This is a genomic window from Acidimicrobiales bacterium, assembly GCA_036491125.1.
In the GTDB taxonomy this organism is placed as follows: domain Bacteria; phylum Actinomycetota; class Acidimicrobiia; order Acidimicrobiales; family AC-9; genus AC-9.
This window is the reverse complement of sequence record DASXCO010000181.1, coordinates 29,957-48,570: the sequence shown is the minus strand read 5'-3', so window position 1 is coordinate 48,570 and position 18,614 is coordinate 29,957. Positions and strand designations below refer to the sequence as shown.

General features: G+C 66.8%; 15 protein-coding genes. 7 read left to right on the top strand and 8 right to left on the bottom strand.

The features are described 5' to 3' along the window. Window positions 1-102: 102 nt before the first annotated feature. Together VGF64_14605 and VGF64_14600 are read left to right on the top strand one after the other, a co-directional pair. Entirely contained in the window at window positions 103-1,494 is a 1,392-nt protein-coding gene (locus tag VGF64_14605) for a cytochrome ubiquinol oxidase subunit I (protein HEY1635992.1), read from the top strand. Then, a complete protein-coding gene (locus tag VGF64_14600; protein HEY1635991.1) occupies window positions 1,491-2,663 on the top strand; it encodes a cytochrome d ubiquinol oxidase subunit II in 1,173 nt (390 codons plus the stop codon). Before VGF64_14605 ends, VGF64_14600 begins: the two co-directional genes overlap by 4 nt. Window positions 2,664-2,689: 26 nt before the next feature. Here VGF64_14600 and VGF64_14595 read toward each other — a convergent pair whose 3' ends face one another. Further along, window positions 2,690-3,631 (bottom strand): TIGR03557 family F420-dependent LLM class oxidoreductase, encoded by a 942-nt coding sequence (locus VGF64_14595; protein ID HEY1635990.1) that lies wholly within the window; start codon window positions 3,629-3,631, stop codon window positions 2,690-2,692. A gap of 304 nt (window positions 3,632-3,935) precedes the next feature. On the opposite strand from VGF64_14595, the gene VGF64_14590 reads away from it, so the two are divergent. Further along, window positions 3,936-4,826, top strand: a complete 891-nt coding sequence (locus VGF64_14590; protein HEY1635989.1) for an NAD(P)-dependent oxidoreductase — start codon at window positions 3,936-3,938, stop codon at window positions 4,824-4,826. Between the two features lie 131 nt (window positions 4,827-4,957). Here the strand turns inward: VGF64_14590 and gabT are convergent, their stop codons facing one another. Next, the gene (gene gabT, locus VGF64_14585) at window positions 4,958-6,310 is read right to left on the bottom strand and encodes a 4-aminobutyrate--2-oxoglutarate transaminase (protein ID HEY1635988.1); all 1,353 of its coding nucleotides are present in this window, start codon (window positions 6,308-6,310) and stop codon (window positions 4,958-4,960) included. A gap of 35 nt (window positions 6,311-6,345) precedes the next feature. Next, on the bottom strand, window positions 6,346-8,538 hold the full coding sequence (katG, locus tag VGF64_14580; GenBank protein ID HEY1635987.1) for a catalase/peroxidase HPI: 2,193 nt from the start codon (window positions 8,536-8,538) through the stop codon (window positions 6,346-6,348). A gap of 254 nt (window positions 8,539-8,792) precedes the next feature. Here katG and VGF64_14575 point away from each other — a divergent pair, with 254 nt between their 5' ends. After that, the gene (locus VGF64_14575; GenBank protein HEY1635986.1) at window positions 8,793-9,215 is read left to right on the top strand and encodes a transcriptional repressor; all 423 of its coding nucleotides are present in this window, start codon (window positions 8,793-8,795) and stop codon (window positions 9,213-9,215) included. A 183-nt stretch (window positions 9,216-9,398) separates the two neighbouring features. Further along, window positions 9,399-10,193, top strand: a complete 795-nt coding sequence (locus VGF64_14570) for an SDR family oxidoreductase (protein HEY1635985.1) — start codon at window positions 9,399-9,401, stop codon at window positions 10,191-10,193. Window positions 10,194-10,208: 15 nt separating this feature from the next. Here VGF64_14570 and VGF64_14565 read toward each other — a convergent pair whose 3' ends face one another. After that, entirely contained in the window at window positions 10,209-11,009 is an 801-nt protein-coding gene (locus VGF64_14565) for an SDR family oxidoreductase (GenBank protein ID HEY1635984.1), read from the bottom strand. A 79-nt stretch (window positions 11,010-11,088) separates the two neighbouring features. Between VGF64_14565 and VGF64_14560 the strand changes: the two genes are divergently transcribed. After that, window positions 11,089-11,676 carry a hypothetical protein gene (locus VGF64_14560; protein HEY1635983.1) on the top strand — a complete coding sequence of 196 codons (588 nt, stop codon included), beginning with the start codon at window positions 11,089-11,091 and terminating at the stop codon, window positions 11,674-11,676. Further along, window positions 11,673-12,677 carry an NAD-dependent epimerase/dehydratase family protein gene (locus VGF64_14555; GenBank protein ID HEY1635982.1) on the top strand — a complete coding sequence of 335 codons (1,005 nt, stop codon included), beginning with the start codon at window positions 11,673-11,675 and terminating at the stop codon, window positions 12,675-12,677. The genes VGF64_14560 and VGF64_14555 overlap by 4 nt, the downstream gene beginning before the upstream one ends. A 51-nt stretch (window positions 12,678-12,728) precedes the next feature. On the opposite strand, the gene VGF64_14550 is transcribed toward VGF64_14555, so the two are convergent. The 4 genes from VGF64_14550 to VGF64_14535 form a co-directional block, all read right to left on the bottom strand. Beyond that, a complete protein-coding gene (locus VGF64_14550) occupies window positions 12,729-13,679 on the bottom strand; it encodes a 3-hydroxyacyl-CoA dehydrogenase family protein (GenBank protein ID HEY1635981.1) in 951 nt (316 codons plus the stop codon). A gap of 63 nt (window positions 13,680-13,742) precedes the next feature. Further along, entirely contained in the window at window positions 13,743-14,966 is a 1,224-nt protein-coding gene (locus tag VGF64_14545; GenBank protein ID HEY1635980.1) for a cytochrome P450, read from the bottom strand. Window positions 14,967-15,075: 109 nt separating this feature from the next. Beyond that, window positions 15,076-15,249 (bottom strand): hypothetical protein, encoded by a 174-nt coding sequence (locus VGF64_14540; protein HEY1635979.1) that lies wholly within the window; start codon window positions 15,247-15,249, stop codon window positions 15,076-15,078. A gap of 95 nt (window positions 15,250-15,344) precedes the next feature. Beyond that, window positions 15,345-18,548, bottom strand: a complete 3,204-nt coding sequence (locus VGF64_14535) for a DEAD/DEAH box helicase (protein HEY1635978.1) — start codon at window positions 18,546-18,548, stop codon at window positions 15,345-15,347. Window positions 18,549-18,614: the final 66 nt, after the last annotated feature.

Here is an 18,614-nt window from a genome sequence, read left to right as displayed (position 1 = left end):
ATCCGTAGCGCCATAAGCACTCTGACGCCGTCGGCATCTTGACAGTTCGCGGAGTAGGGGAGTAATCCTCACGGGAGTCTCTCAGCGTCGAATGGTCGTGACGTGGCTGACCCCTCGGTGTTCGCGGCCGCCGGCCAGGTAGTGCCTGCCCGCGGCCAGATGGCGACGACCCTCGGGTTTCACATCATCCTTGCCTGCGTCGGCATCGCCTTCCCGACGATCGTGCTGATCGCAGAGTTCATCGGCCTCCGGCGTTCGAACCAGGTCGCACTCCTCCTGGCGCGGCGATGGTCACAGGCCATGGGGGTGCTTGTCGCCGTCGGGGCGGTCACTGGAACGGTGCTGTCGTTCGAGTTGGGTCTCCTCTGGCCGAGGCTGATGCGCAAGTACGGGGAGGTGCTGGGATTTCCCTTCGGCGTCGAGGGCCTGTTCTTCTTCCTGGAGGCCATCTTCACTGCCATTTACCTCTACGGCTGGAGCCGGTTACGAGGCTGGGCGCACTTCTGGTCAGGTGTGCCCATCGCGGTGAGCGGCATCTTCGGTGCCATGTCGGTCGTGGCTGTCAACTCGTGGATGAACCAGCCGGGTGGATTCACCGTCCGAGGCGGCCACGTCGTTTCGGTGAGCCCGTGGAACGTGTTCTTCAATACGGCTGCCTCCTACGAGATGCCCCACATGATTCTCGCTGCCTATCTGGTCACCGGTTTCGCTGTCGCCGGGGTCTACGCCGCCGGCGTGTTTCGAGGGCGACGTGACCGCTACCACTACACCGGCTTCGCCATCCCGTTCGTGACGGCGGGCGTGCTCACGCTGCCCCAGCTCGTGATCGGAGACACCGCCGCCCGGGCCATCGCGAGCGACCAGCCGGTGAAGTTCGCCTCCATGGAGTATGTCCCGCATGCAGCGACTCACGTCCCGGAGTACATCGCCGGCGTCTACGTCAACGGGCATGTCTACGGGGGGTTGCGGATCCCCTGGCTGGACTCCATCCTGGTCGGCTTCAGCCCCCGCACGAAGGTGGTCGGCTGGAACAGCGTGCCTGCTTCCCAGCGGCCGCCGGCGCCCTGGCTCATCCACCTGGCTTTCGACGTCATGGTTGGCCTGGGAAGCCTGCTGCTGCTGCTGGGCCTGTGGGCGCTCTACATCTGGTGGCGTCGACGTCGCCTGCCCCTGATCCGATGGTTCTGGCTCCTTGCCAGCCTCAGCGGTGTGGCGGCCATCGTGGCCATGGAGTGCGGCTGGGTGGTCACAGAGGTCGGCCGCCAGCCCTGGGTCGTCTATCGCCTCCTCACCACCTCGGCGGCCTCGACGACCAACGGGGGGGTACTGGCCATCTTGAGCATCACCGTTGTGTTCTACGCCCTTCTCGGCGTTGCCACGGTCCTCATCCTGCGCTACCTGGCCAGGCGATGGCGCCGGAACGAGGAGCCGGGGGTTCCCTATGGTCCGCCGACGATGCCGGAGGAGCGCGCCCTGGGACAGGTGGGCGGGTGATCGCGGCCACGGTCGGAGCCATCCTGCTGGCCGCCATCGCCGCCTACGCCATTTTCGGCGGGGCGGACTTCGGCGGTGGCCTGTGGGATCTGCTGGCCGGTGGTGACGTCCGTGGCCGCGCCCCGCGCCGGCTGATCGAGGAGTCCATCACCCCGGTGTGGGAAGCCAACCACGTCTGGCTCGTCTTCGCCCTGGTCATCTTCTGGACCGCCTTCCCCACCGGATTCTCGGCCGTGATGAATACGGCGGCCGTGCCGCTATGGCTGGCGCTGTTCGGAGTGGTCCTGCGTGGGATCGGCCTCGCCTTTCGCAAGGAAACGGCTCGATTGAGCCTGCAGCGTGCCTTCGGGGCCATGTTCGCCTTCTCCTCGCTCCTCACCCCCTTCTTCATGGGGACAGTGATCGGGGCCATCGCCGCCGGCAGCGTTCCCGCCAACGCGACCCACCTCAGTCTCTCGGCGTGGACCCAGGCGACCTCCCTGCTGATCGGGTTCCTGTTCGTGAGCGCGTGTGCCTATCTGGCTGCCGTCTACCTCATCGAGGAAGCGGCGCGAAGAGACGAAGACCGCCTACGGCGCTACTTCACCCTCCGGGCCATCGTCGCCGGAGTGGTCACCGGGGCGCTGTCGCTAGCCACCCTTCTGGAGTTGCACGCCTCGAACGAGACATTGTCCAACCGCCTGACCGGCCGGGCGCTTCCTTTTGTCGTGCTGGCCGGCGTGATCGGCCTGGCCGTCCTGGGGCTCTTGGCCAGTCGCCGACGGCAGGGCCTTCGTGTCTTGTCCGCCCTGGGGGTGGCCCTGGTCGTGTGGGGCTGGGGGGTGGCCCAGTACCCTGCTGTGCTGCCTGGAACCTCCGTGAATTTGGGCAATGCTGGCGCCCCGAACTCGACGCTGGTGGCCCTGGTCGTGATCTTCGTCATTGCGGTCTTCCTCGTGGGCCCGTCCTTCGCGCTGCTGTTCTCCATGCAAGGCCGCCTCCTCCTGCGCAGCGACGGACCAACGATGCTGGTGGCGGATCCCCTTGGCGCTGAGCCATCCCGGGTGTCGCGGGGCCAGCAGAGGGGGCCTTCGGGTACGCCCGGCCCCGGCGGTTGGCTGACTCTTGTCGGCCTGCTCGCCGCCGGCGCCATCGTTCGGGCCCTCGAGCGTCGAAGCCAGCGGCGCTGACACAGTTGATGCGTGAGGCCGGCTCGTCATCCTCGCAGGGTGGGCAGCAATTCGGTTGCCGCCCACGAGATGAATTCTTCTTGGGTATCAGCACCGACCTGCACCAAGGCCACGTGGGTAAACCCGGCCGCCTCGAACTCGCGAATCCCGGCGACATGGCGCCGGATGTCCGGGCCGCATGGCATCTGCGAAGTTACGTCCTCCTCGCGCACCGTCCTGGATGCCGCATTGAATGAGGCTGGGAGTGGGAGCTCGGCGTTGACCTTCCAGTCACCGGTGAACCAGCGGAACTGCTGCATCGCCCGCGTGACCGCGACCCGCTCATCGGGATCGTAAGACAACGCTATCTGGGCGATGCGAGGCTTCCCGGTGCCTCCCGCCTCGTCGAACATCTGGCCGAGGTCGGCACGAGGCTCGACGGCAATCATGGCGTCCGCGTACCGTCCCGCCAGACGACAACCTTCTGGCCCTGACACTGCGACGCCGATCGGCGGCGAGGTGTCCGGCAGGTCCCAGACCCTGGCGGATTCGACATCAAAATGCTTACCTCGATGCGTCACCGTGCCGCCCCTCCACAGAGCCCGGATGATCTGTACCGCCTCCTCCAGCATCTCGTGGCGCAAGCTGGCCACGGGCCACCGGCCGCCGACGATGTGTTCGTTGAGGTTCTCGCCCGCACCGAGCCCGAGGGTGAACCGACCCTCGGACAGCAGCTGCATGGTCGCCGCCTTCTGTGCGACGACGGCTGGGTGATAGCGGCGGATCGGGCAGGTGACATAGGTCATGAGCGGAATGCGATCGGTGGCCTGGGCGGCGGCGCCGAGCACGCTCCATGCGTACGGGGAGTGTCCTTGTGAGTCCAGCCACGGGAAGTAATGATCACTGATCACTGCGAAGTCGAAGCCGGCTTGCTCGGCAAGAGCGACGTCTCGCACCAGCTGTCTCGGGCCTGCCTGCTCGCACAACATCGTGTAGCCAATCAACGTCATTGCGCTCCTCCTTTCGGCGCGAGCCGCTCGTCACGACGTCGAGCTCCTGATCGCCGAGCCCAAGATCCACCACTCGCTGCCGTTCGTAAGCCAGCGATACCAGACTGCCGCGGCAATTGCATTTCGAAGCCAACACGAGGCGGTCGGACGAACCGATCAACTGACTCACATATGAGCCGGAGCGGGCCCCACAGGGCGTTGCGTATCGGGCGGTCCGGGAGATATCGCCTGCATAGGGACAGCTCCGGTCGCAAGGCCTTCGCACGGTTAGGCTCCACGGGTAGTGGCAACCGGTGCGATCGGCTTCATTGGACTGGGCCTGATGGGTTCTCGCATGGCGGCCAGCCTGCGCCGCGCTGGGTTCGAGCTGAGTGTGTGGAACCTGAGCCGGCCGAAGGCCGAGGAGTTCGCCCGTGCTCACGGAGCCAGCGTGGCCGACACGCCTGCCGCGATGGCCGGCCAGGTGGACGCCGTCGTCTCCATGGTCATCGATGGGCCCGCCGTCATGGATGTCCTGGTGGGACCCGGTGGCGTCGCCGAGGGCGCCCGGCGGGGGCTGTTGTGCGTCGACTGTTCGACGATCGGCCCCACGGCAGCCCGTATGGTGGCCAAGGCGTTGGCCGAGCGAGGGATCGCGTTCGTCGATGCCCCGGTTTCAGGGTCGCTGCCGGGAGCCGAGACGGGAACGCTCACCATGATGGTGGGTGGCGCGCCGGGCGACGTGGAGCGGGCACGGCACCTACTGGAAGCGATGGGTGAGCTGATCGTGCACGTCGGCGAGCTGGGGCAGGGGCAGATGGTCAAGGTGGTCTCGAACAGCATGGCTGCAGCCAATGCCGTGACGGTGGGCGAGGCATTGCTGATGGCCAAGCGAGCCGGGGTGGACCTCGATGCCTTCCAGCGCGTCGTCCCCGGTACTTCGGGGGCCTCGGCCATGCTGGACCAGAAGGCCGCACTGATGCGCCGCCACGACTACACGACACTGTTCAAGCTCGACCAGATGGTAAAAGACGTCCGTCTGTGTCTGGAGGAGGCCCGGTCCCTGGGCATCCCCTTCACGTCGGCAGCCGAGGCCGGCCAACTTCTTGTGGCCGCAGCCGGGCGCGGCCACGGCTCCGATGACTACGCCGCTCTGATCGAGGCTCTCGAAGGTCTGAGCGGCGAGCGGCTGTGAGCGGGTCCCCCCGATGGGAGCGGGTGTGGCGCCCCTGCTCGGCGAGGAACCCGCGCGACATCTGACGATTGCCGATGAGCAAGGGCATATCGGGGACCGGGGAGAGGCCGCGCCTCCAGTGACCTGGGCTGCTAGTCGGCAGCGAGCACCGTGTCGGCCGCCTCGGCCAGCACGTCGAGGGCCTCCAACAGGAGGGCGTCATCGATGACCAGGGGTGGGAGCAGCCGTACGACATTGCCGTGCGTCCCGCAGGTGAGAACGATCAGCCCTGCCTGGTGGCAGGCTTTGGCCAGGGCCTGGGCCGCTTGCGCATTTGATCTCTTCGTTCCCGCTTCCACTAGCTCCATGGCGTACATGCCACCCCGCCCACGCACGTCACCTATTGCGGGATGCGCGGCCTGCAGGGCGTGGAGCCGCTCCGAGACGATGACACCGATCCTCGAGGCAGCGCTTGTGAGGTCGAGGTCCTCCATGGTGCGGATCGACGCCAAGGCGGAGGCGCAGGCTACCGGGTTGCCCCCGAACGTCCCACCCAGGCCGCCGATGTGGACCTCGTCCATCAGGCGAGCCTCACCAGTCACCGCTGAGAGTGGCAGGCCGCCAGCGATCCCTTTGGCCGTGGTGACCAGATCGGGTACGACGCCTTCGTGCTCGCAAGCGAACCAGGTTCCCGTGCGACAGAATCCAGTCTGGATTTCGTCGGCCACGAACAGCACGCCCGTGTCCCGGCACCACCGAGCCATCGCGACGAGGAAGCCCGGAGCCGGGACGATGAAGCCGCCTTCCCCCTGGACCGGCTCGATGACAAGACAGGCAGTGTTGGACGCTCCAACCTGCGATTCGATCTGATCGATGGCGCGCTCGGCGGCGGCCTCCCCGGTCATGCCCTCTGGGTCACGAAAAGGATAGGAGGCCGGGACTCGGTAGATGTCTGGAGCGAAGGGCCCGAAACCGTCCTTGTACGGCATGTTCTTGGCAGTCAACGCCATCGTCAGGTTGGTGCGGCCGTGATAGGCGTGATCGAAGACGACAACGGCAGAACGCCCGGTGGCGTGACGTGCGATCTTGATGGCGTTCTCCACCGCCTCGGCCCCCGAGTTGAACAGTGCCGATTTCTTTGCGTGATCTCCTGGAATCAGTCGGTTCAGTTCGTCGCAGACCTCGACATAACCCTCATACGGAACGACCATGAAGCAGGTGTGTGTGAAGCGCTCTGCCTGTGCAGCGACGGCGGCCGCCACGGCAGGGTTCCCGTGGCCGACACCTGCCACTCCGATGCCCGAGGCAAGGTCGATCAGTGAATTCCCGTCGACGTCCATGACGACCGCCCCCGACGCGGTGGCCGCGTAGACGGGAACTGTGCTGGCGACCCCGCTCGCAACGACCTCGCCTCGCTTGGCGTGAAGCCGTGACGACTGTGGGCCGGGGATCGGGGTAACCAGTCTCCTCTCCTGTGGAAGGGGCGTCTGCCCTACTACTGTCACGTGCCGGTTCCCCCTCTTCGTTTGGGGGACGTCGATCAGGTGAGGTCGAAGCGATCGAGGTTCATGACCTTGTCCCACGCAGCCACGAAGTCGCGTACGAACTTCTCCTTCGAGTCGCCAGATCCGTAGACCTCCGAGATGCCTCGGAGTTGGGAGTTCGAACCGAAGACGAGGTCGACGGCAGTGCCGGTCCACTTGACCTTGCCCGTCCCGCGGTCGCGGCCCTCGTACACGTTCTCAGCCGAGACGGATGCCTTCCACTCCGTGCCCATGTCGAGCAGGTTCACGAAGAAGTCGTTGGTCAACACCTCGGGCCGGTCAGTGAAGACGCCGTGTGCGGACCGGTCGAAGTTGGCGTTCAGGGCGCGCATGCCACCGACGAGAACCGTCATCTCGGGAGCGGTCAACGTCAACATGTTCGCTCGCTCAACCAGCGCGTGCTCCGCCGGGAACTTCTCTCCGGTTCGCACGTAGTTGCGGAACCCGTCGGCGAACGGTTCGAGCACGGCAAACGACTCCACGTCGGTTTGCTCCTGCGAGGCGTCGGTGCGCCCCGGCACGAAGGGAACTGTGACGTCCTGCCCGGCGTTCTTCGCCGCTTGCTCGACGGCCGCGCATCCGCCCAGGACGATCACGTCAGCGAGCGAGACGGTCTTCCCGCCCGACTGTGACCTGTTGAAGTCCTGCTGGATCTGCTCGAGGGTCTGCAGCGCCTTCGCCAGTTCGGCCGGGTCGTTGACGTCCCAGTCCCTCTGCGGCGCAAGGCGAATTCGTGCCCCGTTCGCGCCGCCGCGCATGTCAGTACCGCGGAAGCTCGCCGCCGACGCCCATGCGGTGGAGACCAGCTGGGAAACGGACAGTCCAGACGCGAGGATCTTGCCCTTGAGGGCGGCAATATCCTTGTCCCGGATCAGTTCATGATCGACCTGGGGGACGGGGTCCTGCCACAGCTGCGGCTCCGGAACCCACGGGCCGAGATAGCGCGAGACGGGTCCCATGTCGCGGTGCAGCAGCTTGTACCACGCCCTGGCGAAGGCGTCTGCCAACTGGTCCGGATTCTCGTGGAATCGCTTCGCGATCGGCCCGTAGATCGGGTCCAGCTTCAACGCAAGATCCGTCGTCAGCATCATGGGGGCGTGCCGCTTCGACGGAAGATGAGCATCCGGCACGTCGTTCTCCGCCGCGGGGTCGGTCGGAGTCCACTGGTTCGCGCCGGCGGGGCTCGTCGTGAGCTTCCAGTCGTACTTGAACAGGTTGTCGAGGAACCCGTTGTCCCACTTCGTCGGCTCGTTGGTCCATGCCCCCTCCAGCCCGCTGGTGAGCGTGTCGGCGCCCTTGCCAGTGCCGAAGGTGTTCTTCCAGCCCAGGCCTTGCTCCTCGACGGGGCAGGCCTCGGGTTCGGGACCGACGTACTCGGCGCCGACTGCGCCATGGCACTTGCCGAACGTGTGGCCGCCGACGATGAGCGCAAGGGTCTCCTCGTCGTTCATCGCCATACGACCGAAGGTCTCTCGAATGTCCTTGGCGGCGGCGAGCGGATCCGGGTTGCTGTTGGGTCCCTCCGGGTTCACGTAGATGAGGCCCATCTGCACGGCGCCGAACGGCCTGTCGAGCTCCCTGTCGCCTCGGTAGCGCTCATCTCCGAGCCAGGTGTCCTCGGGTCCCCAGTAGATGTCGTCCTCGGGGGCCCAGATGTCCTCTCGCCCGAACCCGAAGCCGAACGTCTTGAACCCCATCGCTTCGTAGGCCACGTTGCCGGCGAAGATGATCAGATCGGCCCAGGAGATCTTCCGGCCGTACCTCTGCTTGACCGGCCAGAGCAGGCGGCGCGCCTTGTCGAGGCTCGCGTTGTCGGGCCAGCTGTTGAGGGGGGCGAAGCGCTGAGCGCCGGTACCGCCACCGCCCCGGCCGTCGTGGATGCGGTACGTGCCTGCAGCGTGCCACGACATCCGGATCCAGAGCGGCCCGTAGTTGCCGTAGTCGGCGGGCCACCAGTCCTGCGACGTCGTCATCACCTCGGTGATGTCCCGCTTCAGCGCATCGAGGTCGAGGGTCTTGAACTCTTCTGCGTAGTTGAAGTCCTCGCCCAGCGGATTGGCCTTGGGCGAATGCTGGTGAAGAACCTGCAGGTTCAGCTGATTCGGCCACCAGTCGAGGTTCGTCCTCCGCCGAATCGGGGCCGGGTACGGGAGTACTGGGTTCTCGCTTTCGCTGCCGCGGTCAGACACGTCGGTCCTTCCCCTCTCTCGCTCTTCCATCTGATGGCACTTTGCTCTTGACTCTGTTGCCGACGTCCACGGAGTGCCCAAGGCTGTGTTGCGCTGCGTGTCCGGTTCCTGTCACCAGACGAGGCAGAAGCTGCCTCGACACACCCGGGTGTGTCGGCCTCGCTAGATGGCCTTGGCTCTCTCGGGTCTCGAACTTGGACGAATACTAATTCTCGACACGTTCGTACGTCAAGAGATAGCATTGCCACGTGGGAATGGACTTGCTCACCCGCCTACGGGACCGGAACTGGCGGCTCAGCCCACAACGGCGGGTCGTGGCCGAGGTGCTCGTCGGCGACCACGTCCATCTGACCGCCGAGGAGGTTCACGACCTCGCTCGGGAGCGGCTCCCCGAGATCAGCAGGGCCACGGTGTACAACACGCTCAACGAGCTCGTGTCCATGGGCGAGCTCCTCGAGGTCGACGTCGTCGACGGGCCGAAGCGCTACGACCCCAACGTCGGCGACGAGCACGACCACCTCGTGTGCGAGCGCTGCCATGCCATCCGCGACGTCCCTCGCTCCCGGAGGTCGCCGACCATCCCCGAGGACGCGCTAGCTGGCTACGTGGTGACCGCGGTGGAGGTCACGCATCGGGGGCTGTGCCCCGCTTGCGCGGCACGCGACCGCCGCAGCTAGCCCCGCGCCGTACGCAAGGCCCATGGTCTACACGCCAGATCGCGAGGAGCACTGGCACGGCGCTGCCCCCGAACCCCCTCCACCGGAGCTCCGAATCGCCATTGCCCCAGGGACCTGGCTCCCGAAGGTTCGGACGGGTAGCGTCGCGACCCGTGCCCATCGTGGAACTCAGGTGATCTGATCATGCGGCGTCTGGCCGGCCGAGCGGCCATCGTGACCGGAGGCGCCGGGGGAATCGGTGAGGCCACGGCGCTGGCCTTGGCGAGGGAACACGCGTCCGTCGCCATCGTCGATATCGACGGCGATCGGGCGGAGCAGGTCGCGCAGGCAATCACGGCATTCAACGGCACCGCCTTCAGCGTGTCTGCTGATCTCTCGGAGGAAACCGAAGTCGTCGCTGCGGTCGCAGCAGTCGTGGCGCGCTATGGGCGCCTCGATGTGCTCCATAACAACGCAGCCATGACGGAGTCCGACTTCCTGTCGCGCGACACTGAGGTGACCGACCTGCCTCTCGAGATCTGGGAGAGGACCATCGCGGTCAATCTTCGAAGTCAGATGTTGATGTGCAAGCACGCCATTCCCGAGATGGTCCGCGACGGCGGTGGCTCCATCATCAACATGTCCTCGGGCGCCTCGCTCAAGGGCGACCGGACTCGCACCGCCTATGGCGTCTCGAAGGCGGGCGTCAATACGCTGACCATGTACGTGGCGGCCTCCCACGGGAAGCAGGGTGTGCGCGTCAACACCATCGCTCCGGGCCTCATCATCACCGACGCGGTCCGCGCTCACCTGACCGACCGCATGCTGGATGGTCTCGGGCGGGCAACGCTCACGCCGTATGTCGGTGAGCCCGCAGACGTCGCCAACCTTGTCGTCTTTCTTGCTTCTGACGACTCGCGCTACATCACGGGCCAGATGATCACCATCGACGGTGGTATGTCTGCCCACGTCGGCTCCGCCGCGCAGGACGAGAGATGAGCGCTCGTCGACGCATCAGGGAGGCCCGAGGATGTAGGACCCATCCTCCGGGTGGTGATACCAGCCGCTCGAGGCCTGGGTCCCGCCGTCGACATGAATGGTCTGGCCTGTGACGTAGCTCGACAGTGAGCCGGCCAGGAAGACGGCCGCGCCGCCCATCTCGTCGACGTGGCCGGGGCGGCCCATGGGAACGGTGAGGCCAAAACGGGCCTCAGCTCCAGGCGGGGCGACCGCCGCCATGCCCTCGGTCAGGGTGATGTCGGGAGCCAGTGCGTTCACCCGGATACCGTGACGGGCGAGCTCGAGTGCAGCGGTCTTCGTGAAGTTGATGACCCCAGCTTTCGCTGCCGCATAGGCCGCATACCCGGGCGCCGCCCGGACTCCCTCGATCGAGGTCACGCTGATGATGCTGCCCGTCGTTCCGCTCTCGACCATCGACTGGGCGACACGTTGGGTACACAGCATCACGTGCTTCAGGTTGGCCCGGTAGAGCGCATCCCAGCCCTTCTCGGACGTCTCCAGGAGGGGCGAGGAGAAGACACCTCCGGCGTTGTTCACCAGGATGCTGACAGGACCGAGCTCAGCGATCGTACGGGCGAGCGCCGCGTCGACCTCAACAGCCTCGCGGACGTCGGTGGTGAGGCCGAGCCCACCGACCTCCTTCGCCGCCGACGCCGCAGTCTCGGCATCGCGCTCCCAGACGGCCACCGAGGCACCGAAGGCGGCGAGAGCGCGGGCCACACCCCGGCCGATCCCCCCTCCACCCCCGGTCACGACAGCCACGCGGTCGGTGAGCAGCACAGACGAAGGCACCATGGACACGACATCACCTGCCTTGTAGCTTCGAAAGGCCAGCGCCAATAGATCGCTGTACCGGCCGAGAGTAGGTATGCAGATGCCCAGGATAGAACCGATCCCGTTGGACCAGCTCGCCGAGGAACCACGGCGGATCATCGAAGAAGGGGTCGCCGACGGCACCTACGCCACGCCGGTCCCACTTCAGATCTTCGCTTACAAGACGGCACAGATTCTCATGACGCATGCGGCGCGCGGCGTCATGGGGAAGCAGAGCCTTCTCGGTGCCCGGATCGTCGAGCTGATCCGGATACGCAGCGCCCAATTGGGTGAGTGCCAGCCCTGCATGCAGTCCCGCAAGCACGACTCCATAACCGACGAGGACGTCGCCTGCCTGGTTGCTCCCGGGGGCTCGCAGCTGACGGAGCAGGAGCGAATGGCCGTGGAGTTCCTCGATCTGCTCTCGGCCGACCATCATGCGATCGACGAGGACATGTACCGACGACTCGGTGAGGTCTTCACCGCGGCCCAGATCGTCGAGCTTGGGTTCACCTGTGCCAACACCATGGGTCTCCATCGCTTCATCCACACGCTCGATGTCTTCGGACCGAGCCCTCCGGTCATCGCATATGACCCCGACCAGGTCGATGCCGCCTTCTCCGAATCCACCGAGCAGACCCCGGCATGAGTGAGACGATCTTCGTCACCGGCGCTACCGGGCTGGCCGGTGCCAACATCTGCAAGCACCTTGTCATGCGCGGCGACAGCGTCCGGGCGCTGGCTCGCGCCTCGGCTGACACGGAGCCTCTCGCCGCCCTGGGGGTCGCCATCGTGACGGGCGACGTCACAGATCCCGACGACGTGCGGCGCGCCGCCACCGGCGCCGATGCAGCGATTCACTGTGCGGCCCTGCTGGGCGGCGCGAGCCAACACCTACCTGACTTCGAGGCCGTCAACGTCCTCGGGACGAAGCACGTCCTCGACGTCGCCGAAGCGCTCGACATGCGCCGTGTCGTCGCCGTGAGCACGGGCACGTTCTTCGACACGGCTGGAGGTCTCGAGCGCGAGGACGCCCCGGTCATGAAAGAACCGAGCTCGGATCCCTACACGATCACCAAGATGGCCGCATTCCAGGACGCCATGGCCCGAGCGGCAGCCGGCCGAGATGTCGTATCCACCCACCCCGGGGCCATCTTCGGTCCCTCTCCGGTGGCGAGCAATGCCCTTGGTCGTACAAGCTTCAACCGGGTGCTGCTGTCCGCTCTCCGTCAACGCGTCACGCGGTATCTCACCTTTCCAGTGAGCTGGGTTTTCGCCGACGACATCGCGCGCGGCTGCGTTCTGGCTCTCGATCGCGGCGTGTCGGGTGAGCGCTACATGCTCGACGGCCGTCCCGAGGATGTCGTGAGCACCGCCGAGGCCTGCAACCGGATCTGTGCTCTGGCCGGCGTCGACCATCAGGTGGAGGACGTCCCACCGTCGGACGATCCCGAGTTGCTTGCGGTCTTCGGACCGACGCTGATGGCGATCGCTTCCAAACTGGCCTCGGTCCGGACACCTCACCGCGACCTCACGGAGACGAAGACGTACAAGCGGCTTGGCTACAACCCCATCGGCCTCGACGAGGGCCTCCGTCTCACCGCCGCGTGGCTAGGCGAGATGGGCAGCTTCGGCCGGACTGGTCGGTAGGGCTCACGTATCCAGCCATGAGCCGGAGGGCACGGACTGCGCTGGGCGGGTTCATTCAGCTCGAGTCGAATCGGCAGCGAGCTGACGGGCGGTCCTGTACAGCTTGCTCGTGAGCTCAGCGACTCTTTGGTCGTTGTCATCGTAGAAGCCCCGCCCGCTCTTCACGCCGAGCCGACCGTCAGCGACGTGTTGTTCAATGGTCCTTGACGCCCTTCGATCGGTGGCGAGCTCGGGATAGAGCGCGTTGGAGATGTCCCTCAGGGTGTCGTGGCCGATGAGATCGGTCATCTGGAGGGGTCCGAACACCGGGATGAAGGCGCGCAGCGTGGTTTGGACCAAGGAGTCGAGCTCGAGGGGATCGACTGCCCCGATGTCCACGAGGTGGAGCATCTCGCGCAACATTGCGAACCAGATCCGGTTCCAGAGGAATCCAGGGATCTCCTTTCGCACGCGGACGGCTCGTAGGCCAACTTCGTCAGCGAAGCGAAGCGTCTCTGTGATCGTCGCGTCACTGGTCTTTTCTCCCGGGACAACTTCGACGAAGATGATCAGCTGGGTCTGCACCGGATGCACGACGATGGCCCTCTCAGGGTGAGCCATGCCCGCGGCAAGGCGGGTCATCGGGAAGTTGGACGTCGAGCTCCACAGGAGCGCATCGGCCCCTATCGCCGCCTCGATGTCTCGGTAGCACGTGGATTTCACCTCGGCATCCTCGACGATCGATTCCATGACGGCGGCACAGGGTGCCAGCGCCGTGTCCAGGTCGTCGTATGTGGAGACTCTGGTCAGGACCTCGTCGACGGCCGAGGATCCGACGGCGCCGATCTCGGCCAGCATCGACACGCTCTCCCCCAATCGGTCGTGCAGTGTGTGTACCGACCTGGTGGGTGACCACGCTCGTACGTCGTAGCCGGCCAGCGCGAACTGCTGTGCGAAGAGATGTCCGATATAGCCGGCGCCGACGATGCCGATCGGGCCGTCCAGCGTTCGTGTATTGGTCACGTACCACGAAACTAGTCGTCGGCGCGCGGACCAGCCGACGGAGATGCGACAATCCGCGATGAGCTACCAGGCCAGCGCCAGTCGCTGGGGTCCCCGGATGGTGGATGTCGGCTTCCATTCGATCTCGGGGTCTGCGAGGGTCAGGGAAGGAAAGCGACGGATCAGTCGCCCGATCGCCTCTTGGCCCTCGATGCGGGCGAGAGGCGCTCCGAGGCAATGATGGATGCCACCGCCGAAGGAGAGATGACGGTTGTCCCGGCGGCCGATGTCCAGCCGGCCCGGACGCTCGAAGACATCGGGGTCTCGGTTGGCTGCGGCGATCAGCGCGACGACCTCGGTGCCCGCCGCTATCGGTTGGCCCGCGAGCTCGACGTCGACCGTCGCGATCCGCGCCGTCAGCTGGACCGGCGGGCCGAAGCGCAGGAGCTCCTCCACGGCGCTCATGATGAGAGTGGGATCGGCCCGCAGGCGGCCTAGCTCGCCAGGGTGGCGCAGCAGGTTGAGGGCGCCCCCCGCAATGAGGTTGACGGTCGTCTCGTGCCCGGCGCCGAACAGCAGGATCGCCGTGTCCAGCAGCTCCTCGTGACTGAGGCGGTCGCCGTGGTCCTCGGCTTCGATCAGCGCGCTGAGCAGGTCGGAGCCGAGCGCTTGGCGGCGGCGGCGTACGAGCTCGTCGAAGTAGGTCCGCAGAGCCCGGATGGCTTCGGCCGCGGGGAAGAACACGGTCATGTCATCGGATGGGTCGAGCGCCTTCACCGCCTCTGCCGTCCAACTACGCAGTATCTCGTGGTCCTCGTGCGGTACGCCCAACATCTCGCTGATCACTGTTACGGGGAGGGGGAAGGCCAGCGCCTCCACCAGGTCGGCCCCGCCGTCGTCAGCCACTGCATCGAGCATTCGGTCGACGATGGCGGCGATGCGGGGACGCATGTCCTCGACGGCGCGGGCGGTGAAGGCTTTCCCCACGATCCGACGCAGTCGGGTGTGGTCGGGCGGGTCAGCAAAGAGCATGACCCTGCCCATGAGGTCCTGTAGGTCGGACAGGCCCAGCTGGCGGCCCAGCTCGGCGAGCTGCTCGTAGCCGCCCTGGTGGCGGGAGCTACTGCTGAAACGGTTATCCCGCAGCACGGCGAATACCTCGGCGTGTCGTGAGATGAGCCAGCCGCCCACGACGGTGGGAAGGACGAGGCCCATGGCCTGGAGCCGGGCGTAGGTGGGGTACGGGTCCGCCCGGACCGCCGGGTCCCTCATCAGATCGATGAGCGAGACGGTTCCGAGCTCGGTCACTTGCTGATCATCTACCCGCCGCGCCACCACCCGCAAGGTGAGGACCGTTGAGCCTCGAACACCCGAGTGCCTCATCGGATGGAAGCAACCTGGCGGTCCGGCCGACCCCTCAGTCGTCGACCGGCTCCGCGATGACCCCGGCGGCCGCAGCCACGGCCCCCGCCATGGCGGCGGCCCGCTCGACCACAGCCGCCAGGTAGTGCTCCGCGTAGGCTGTCTGCCCGGGCAGCGACGGCGGACCGAGCGAGCGTACGAGCGCGGTGGGGTCGACAGCAGGCCTCATGGGCTGCGCCTCTGGTGCAGGGGGTACGGGACGCCACAGGTTTACTCGTGAGCTGCGCCCCCGGGGAGTACGTCGGGAATTCTTCGGAGCCGGTGTCATCCGTCGTCCTCGGTCAACAAGGTGTCCTCCCGCAGGCCCAGCGCGGAACGGAGCTGCTCGGGCTCGAGATCAGCGAGGGAGCTCGATCGTGGCAGCACGAGGTCGGCCACTCGCCGCTTCCCGGCAACGATCTCCTCGACGCGTTCATCCACCGTTCCGGGGCAGATGAGCCGGTGGGAGACGACGGTATGATTTTGGCCAATACGCCAAGCCCTGTCGCGGGCCTGATCCTCGACCGCAGGGTTCCACCAGCGGTCGTACAGGACGACGTGGCTCGCTGCGGTCAGGTTCAGTCCGGTACCGCCTGCCTTCAGAGACAGGACAAGGGCGCCGGCGCCCTTGCTCTCCTGGAACTCACCGACCATGGCGTCGCGGGCCCGGCGGGCCAGCCCGCCGTGGTAACAGGCGATCGGTACGCCGGTCCGGTCGGTCAGGTGATCGGCGAGGCGCTTGCCCCACTCTGCGAAGTGCGTGAACACCAGCACGCGTTCGTCGGCACTGAAGATGGCATCGACGAGCTCCTCGAGGCGCGCCAGCTTGCCAGACCGACCTTCGAGGGGGCGCCCGTCGTCGTGGTAGGCGGCGGGATGGTTGCATATCTGCTTGAGGGCCGTGATGGCAGCGAGGATCTCTCCCTGCTTGGCCTTGCGGGAATCATCGATGTCGGCCGTGTGCGTGACGAGCCCGTTCAGGACCGCCTGGTAGAGGCCTATCTGCTCGGCGCTCATGGCGCAGTGGTCGAGCTCATCCACCTTGTCGGGAAGCTCGGTGGCAATGGCGGGCTCGTCCTTGGTATGCCTGAACACCAGGATGCCGTTCAGCGCGCTCAGTGCCGCGTCCGGCTCGCCACTGAGTTGGGCCATGAAGGCCGGGCGGGATCCGACCAACCCGGGGTTCGTGAAATCGAGGATGGCCCACAGGTCTCCGAGGCCGTTCTCGATCGGAGTACCAGTGAGGGCGAGGCGTGCGCCGGCCGGGATCCGGCGCAGCTCCCGTGCCGTGTCGCTGGCTGGGTTCTTCAGGGCCTGAGCCTCGTCGACCACGAGACGGGTCCATTCCACCGCTGCTAATGCGTCGACATCGCGCAGGGCGGTGCCGTAGGTCGTCACGACGATGTCGGCTCCCGCTGCTTCAGCCGTGAGATCGGCTGCCGACGACCGGGCGGTGCCGTGGTGCACGACGACCCGCAACGACGGTGTGAACCGGGCGGCCTCCGACGCCCAGTTACCGACGACGGCGGCCGGCGCAATCACGAGAGTCGGGCCGCTGCCCACATCGCGGAGGGCATGGGCCAGCACGATCGGCGTCTTGCCGAGTCCCATGTCCAGGGCGAGGCAGCCGCCGAGCTCGACGGTGTCGAGGAACTCCAGCCAACCGAGCGCGTCGGCCTGGTAGTGGCGCAGCTCACCCTGGAATCCTTCGGGTGCGTCAACCGGCTCGGTGGCGGCGGTCTCGGCCCTGCGCAGCAGGTCGGCGGCCCACCCCTCACCCTCCACCGTGAGACCGCCGGCAAGCGGAGATCCCTCGAGGCCCACGGCGTAGCGCAGGACCTCGGCACCAGTCATCTGTGTGCTCGCGGAACGCTCCACCAGAGCCTCGGCTGCGGCATCGAGGTCGGCACGGTCGAGCTCGACCCATCTGCCTCGAGAGCGAACCAGCGGTCGAGCCTCCGCGGCGAGCCGAGTCACCTCGTCGGCGGACAGCTGGACGTCGTCGAAGACGACCGACCAACGCACGTCGGAGAGCTGTCGCGCGCCGACGGCGGTGTCGCCCGATGAGGTCGTGGACAGGTGCAGCCGGGCTGCCGGTCTGCGCCGGGACAGGGCGGGCGCGCGGACATCGAAGCCGGCGCTACGAAGCGAGGGGCCGGTCCTGGTCATCAGATCCCAGGCCTCGTCCGGGCCCAGGTACACCTGGCCCCGGCGCGCCGCACCGGCGCGCAGCAAGGCGGGAAAGGCCCGCTCGAGGCGCAGGAGCTCGTCTCCGAGAGGTCCGGAGCTCTTGGAGTCAGCGAGCGCCCGCTCGATCGGTAGGAGTGTTCCGTCAGCTCCCTGGCCGAGAACGGACAGCAACCACGCTCCGCTGTCGTCGGGAGCATCGAGCGCCACGGTGAGGACCGGTCGGTCACCCCCGGTAACCGGGGCGGCCCATCGGGCGAGCTGAGTCGATACCTCCGCCGCGGCTCGGGTCGGCGCCGTGAACGTCGAGCCATCGAGACGGGTGACGACTGCCTCGGCCACCAACGCGGCCGATGACGTGACGGGTGGAGGCGCAGGGACGTCGACCCGCGCCGCGGCCTGGGTGACGATGGCGTTGACCACGGAGGTGAGGACAGCGCGAACGACTGCACCAGGCGGGGTGGGCGTGATCGCTGCGACGGCGGGGGGCATCGCCCTGGCGAAGTTCCTTATCTCCGAGTCGCCCACAAGAGCGGGTGTCCACTCCACGGCGACTTCCTCCTGCGCCGATCGTTCCTGCCGCCTGCTCCTGTGCAGCGTCGGGACGACCGATCCGTCCATGACCAGCTGCACGCCGAGGAGGGCCACCCGTCCGAGCCAGATCAGGCTCTTCCCCACCGCCTCGCTCTCAGCGGATTCCTCTCGGCCCTGGCGTTGCTCGCTGCCCGTAGCCGTCGTCCCGGTGTCGGACTTGCCGACCTCGACGAGCCACCCCAGTCCGTCCGCCAGCGGGATCGACAACGCCGCCGCCCGCTCGCCGCTCGGGAGCCGGATGTCTCGGTGCACCTCCCACCCGAGCGGTGGCGCACCGATTGCCTCGAGACGATCCGCCAGCCCACCGTTGTCGGCGGGCGCGGCGCCCGGACCACCAGCCCAAACGACGAGGCGGCCGGCCGACCACGAGCCTTGCAGACGAGCCTCTCGCACGGGATCCACCGTCGGAGGGCCACCACCGCTCCTGAGGCCAGCGGACTCATCTGACGGCGACCATCCGGCGCGCTCGTACCCGGCTTTGAGACGCCGTAGCGTGGCTTGGCAATCCGCGACGACCTGGGCCCGCTCGGGACCCTTGACGCCTCGGACCGACGCCAGCGTCTCCTCCGTCTCCTTCACGAGCCGCTCCAGCACTCGCCGCCAGGCATGCGCGTCAGCCTCGAGCAGCCCCCGCTGCTCCGGTGTAGCGAATCCTTCCGCATCCGCGAAGGCGGCTGTCTCGAAGGCGTCGGTCTCGCTGTCGATCACTACTTCACTCCATGCCCGCCTGGCGCCGATTCGATCGGCGCTGTCGAAGCCGCGTGGCCGTCTCCG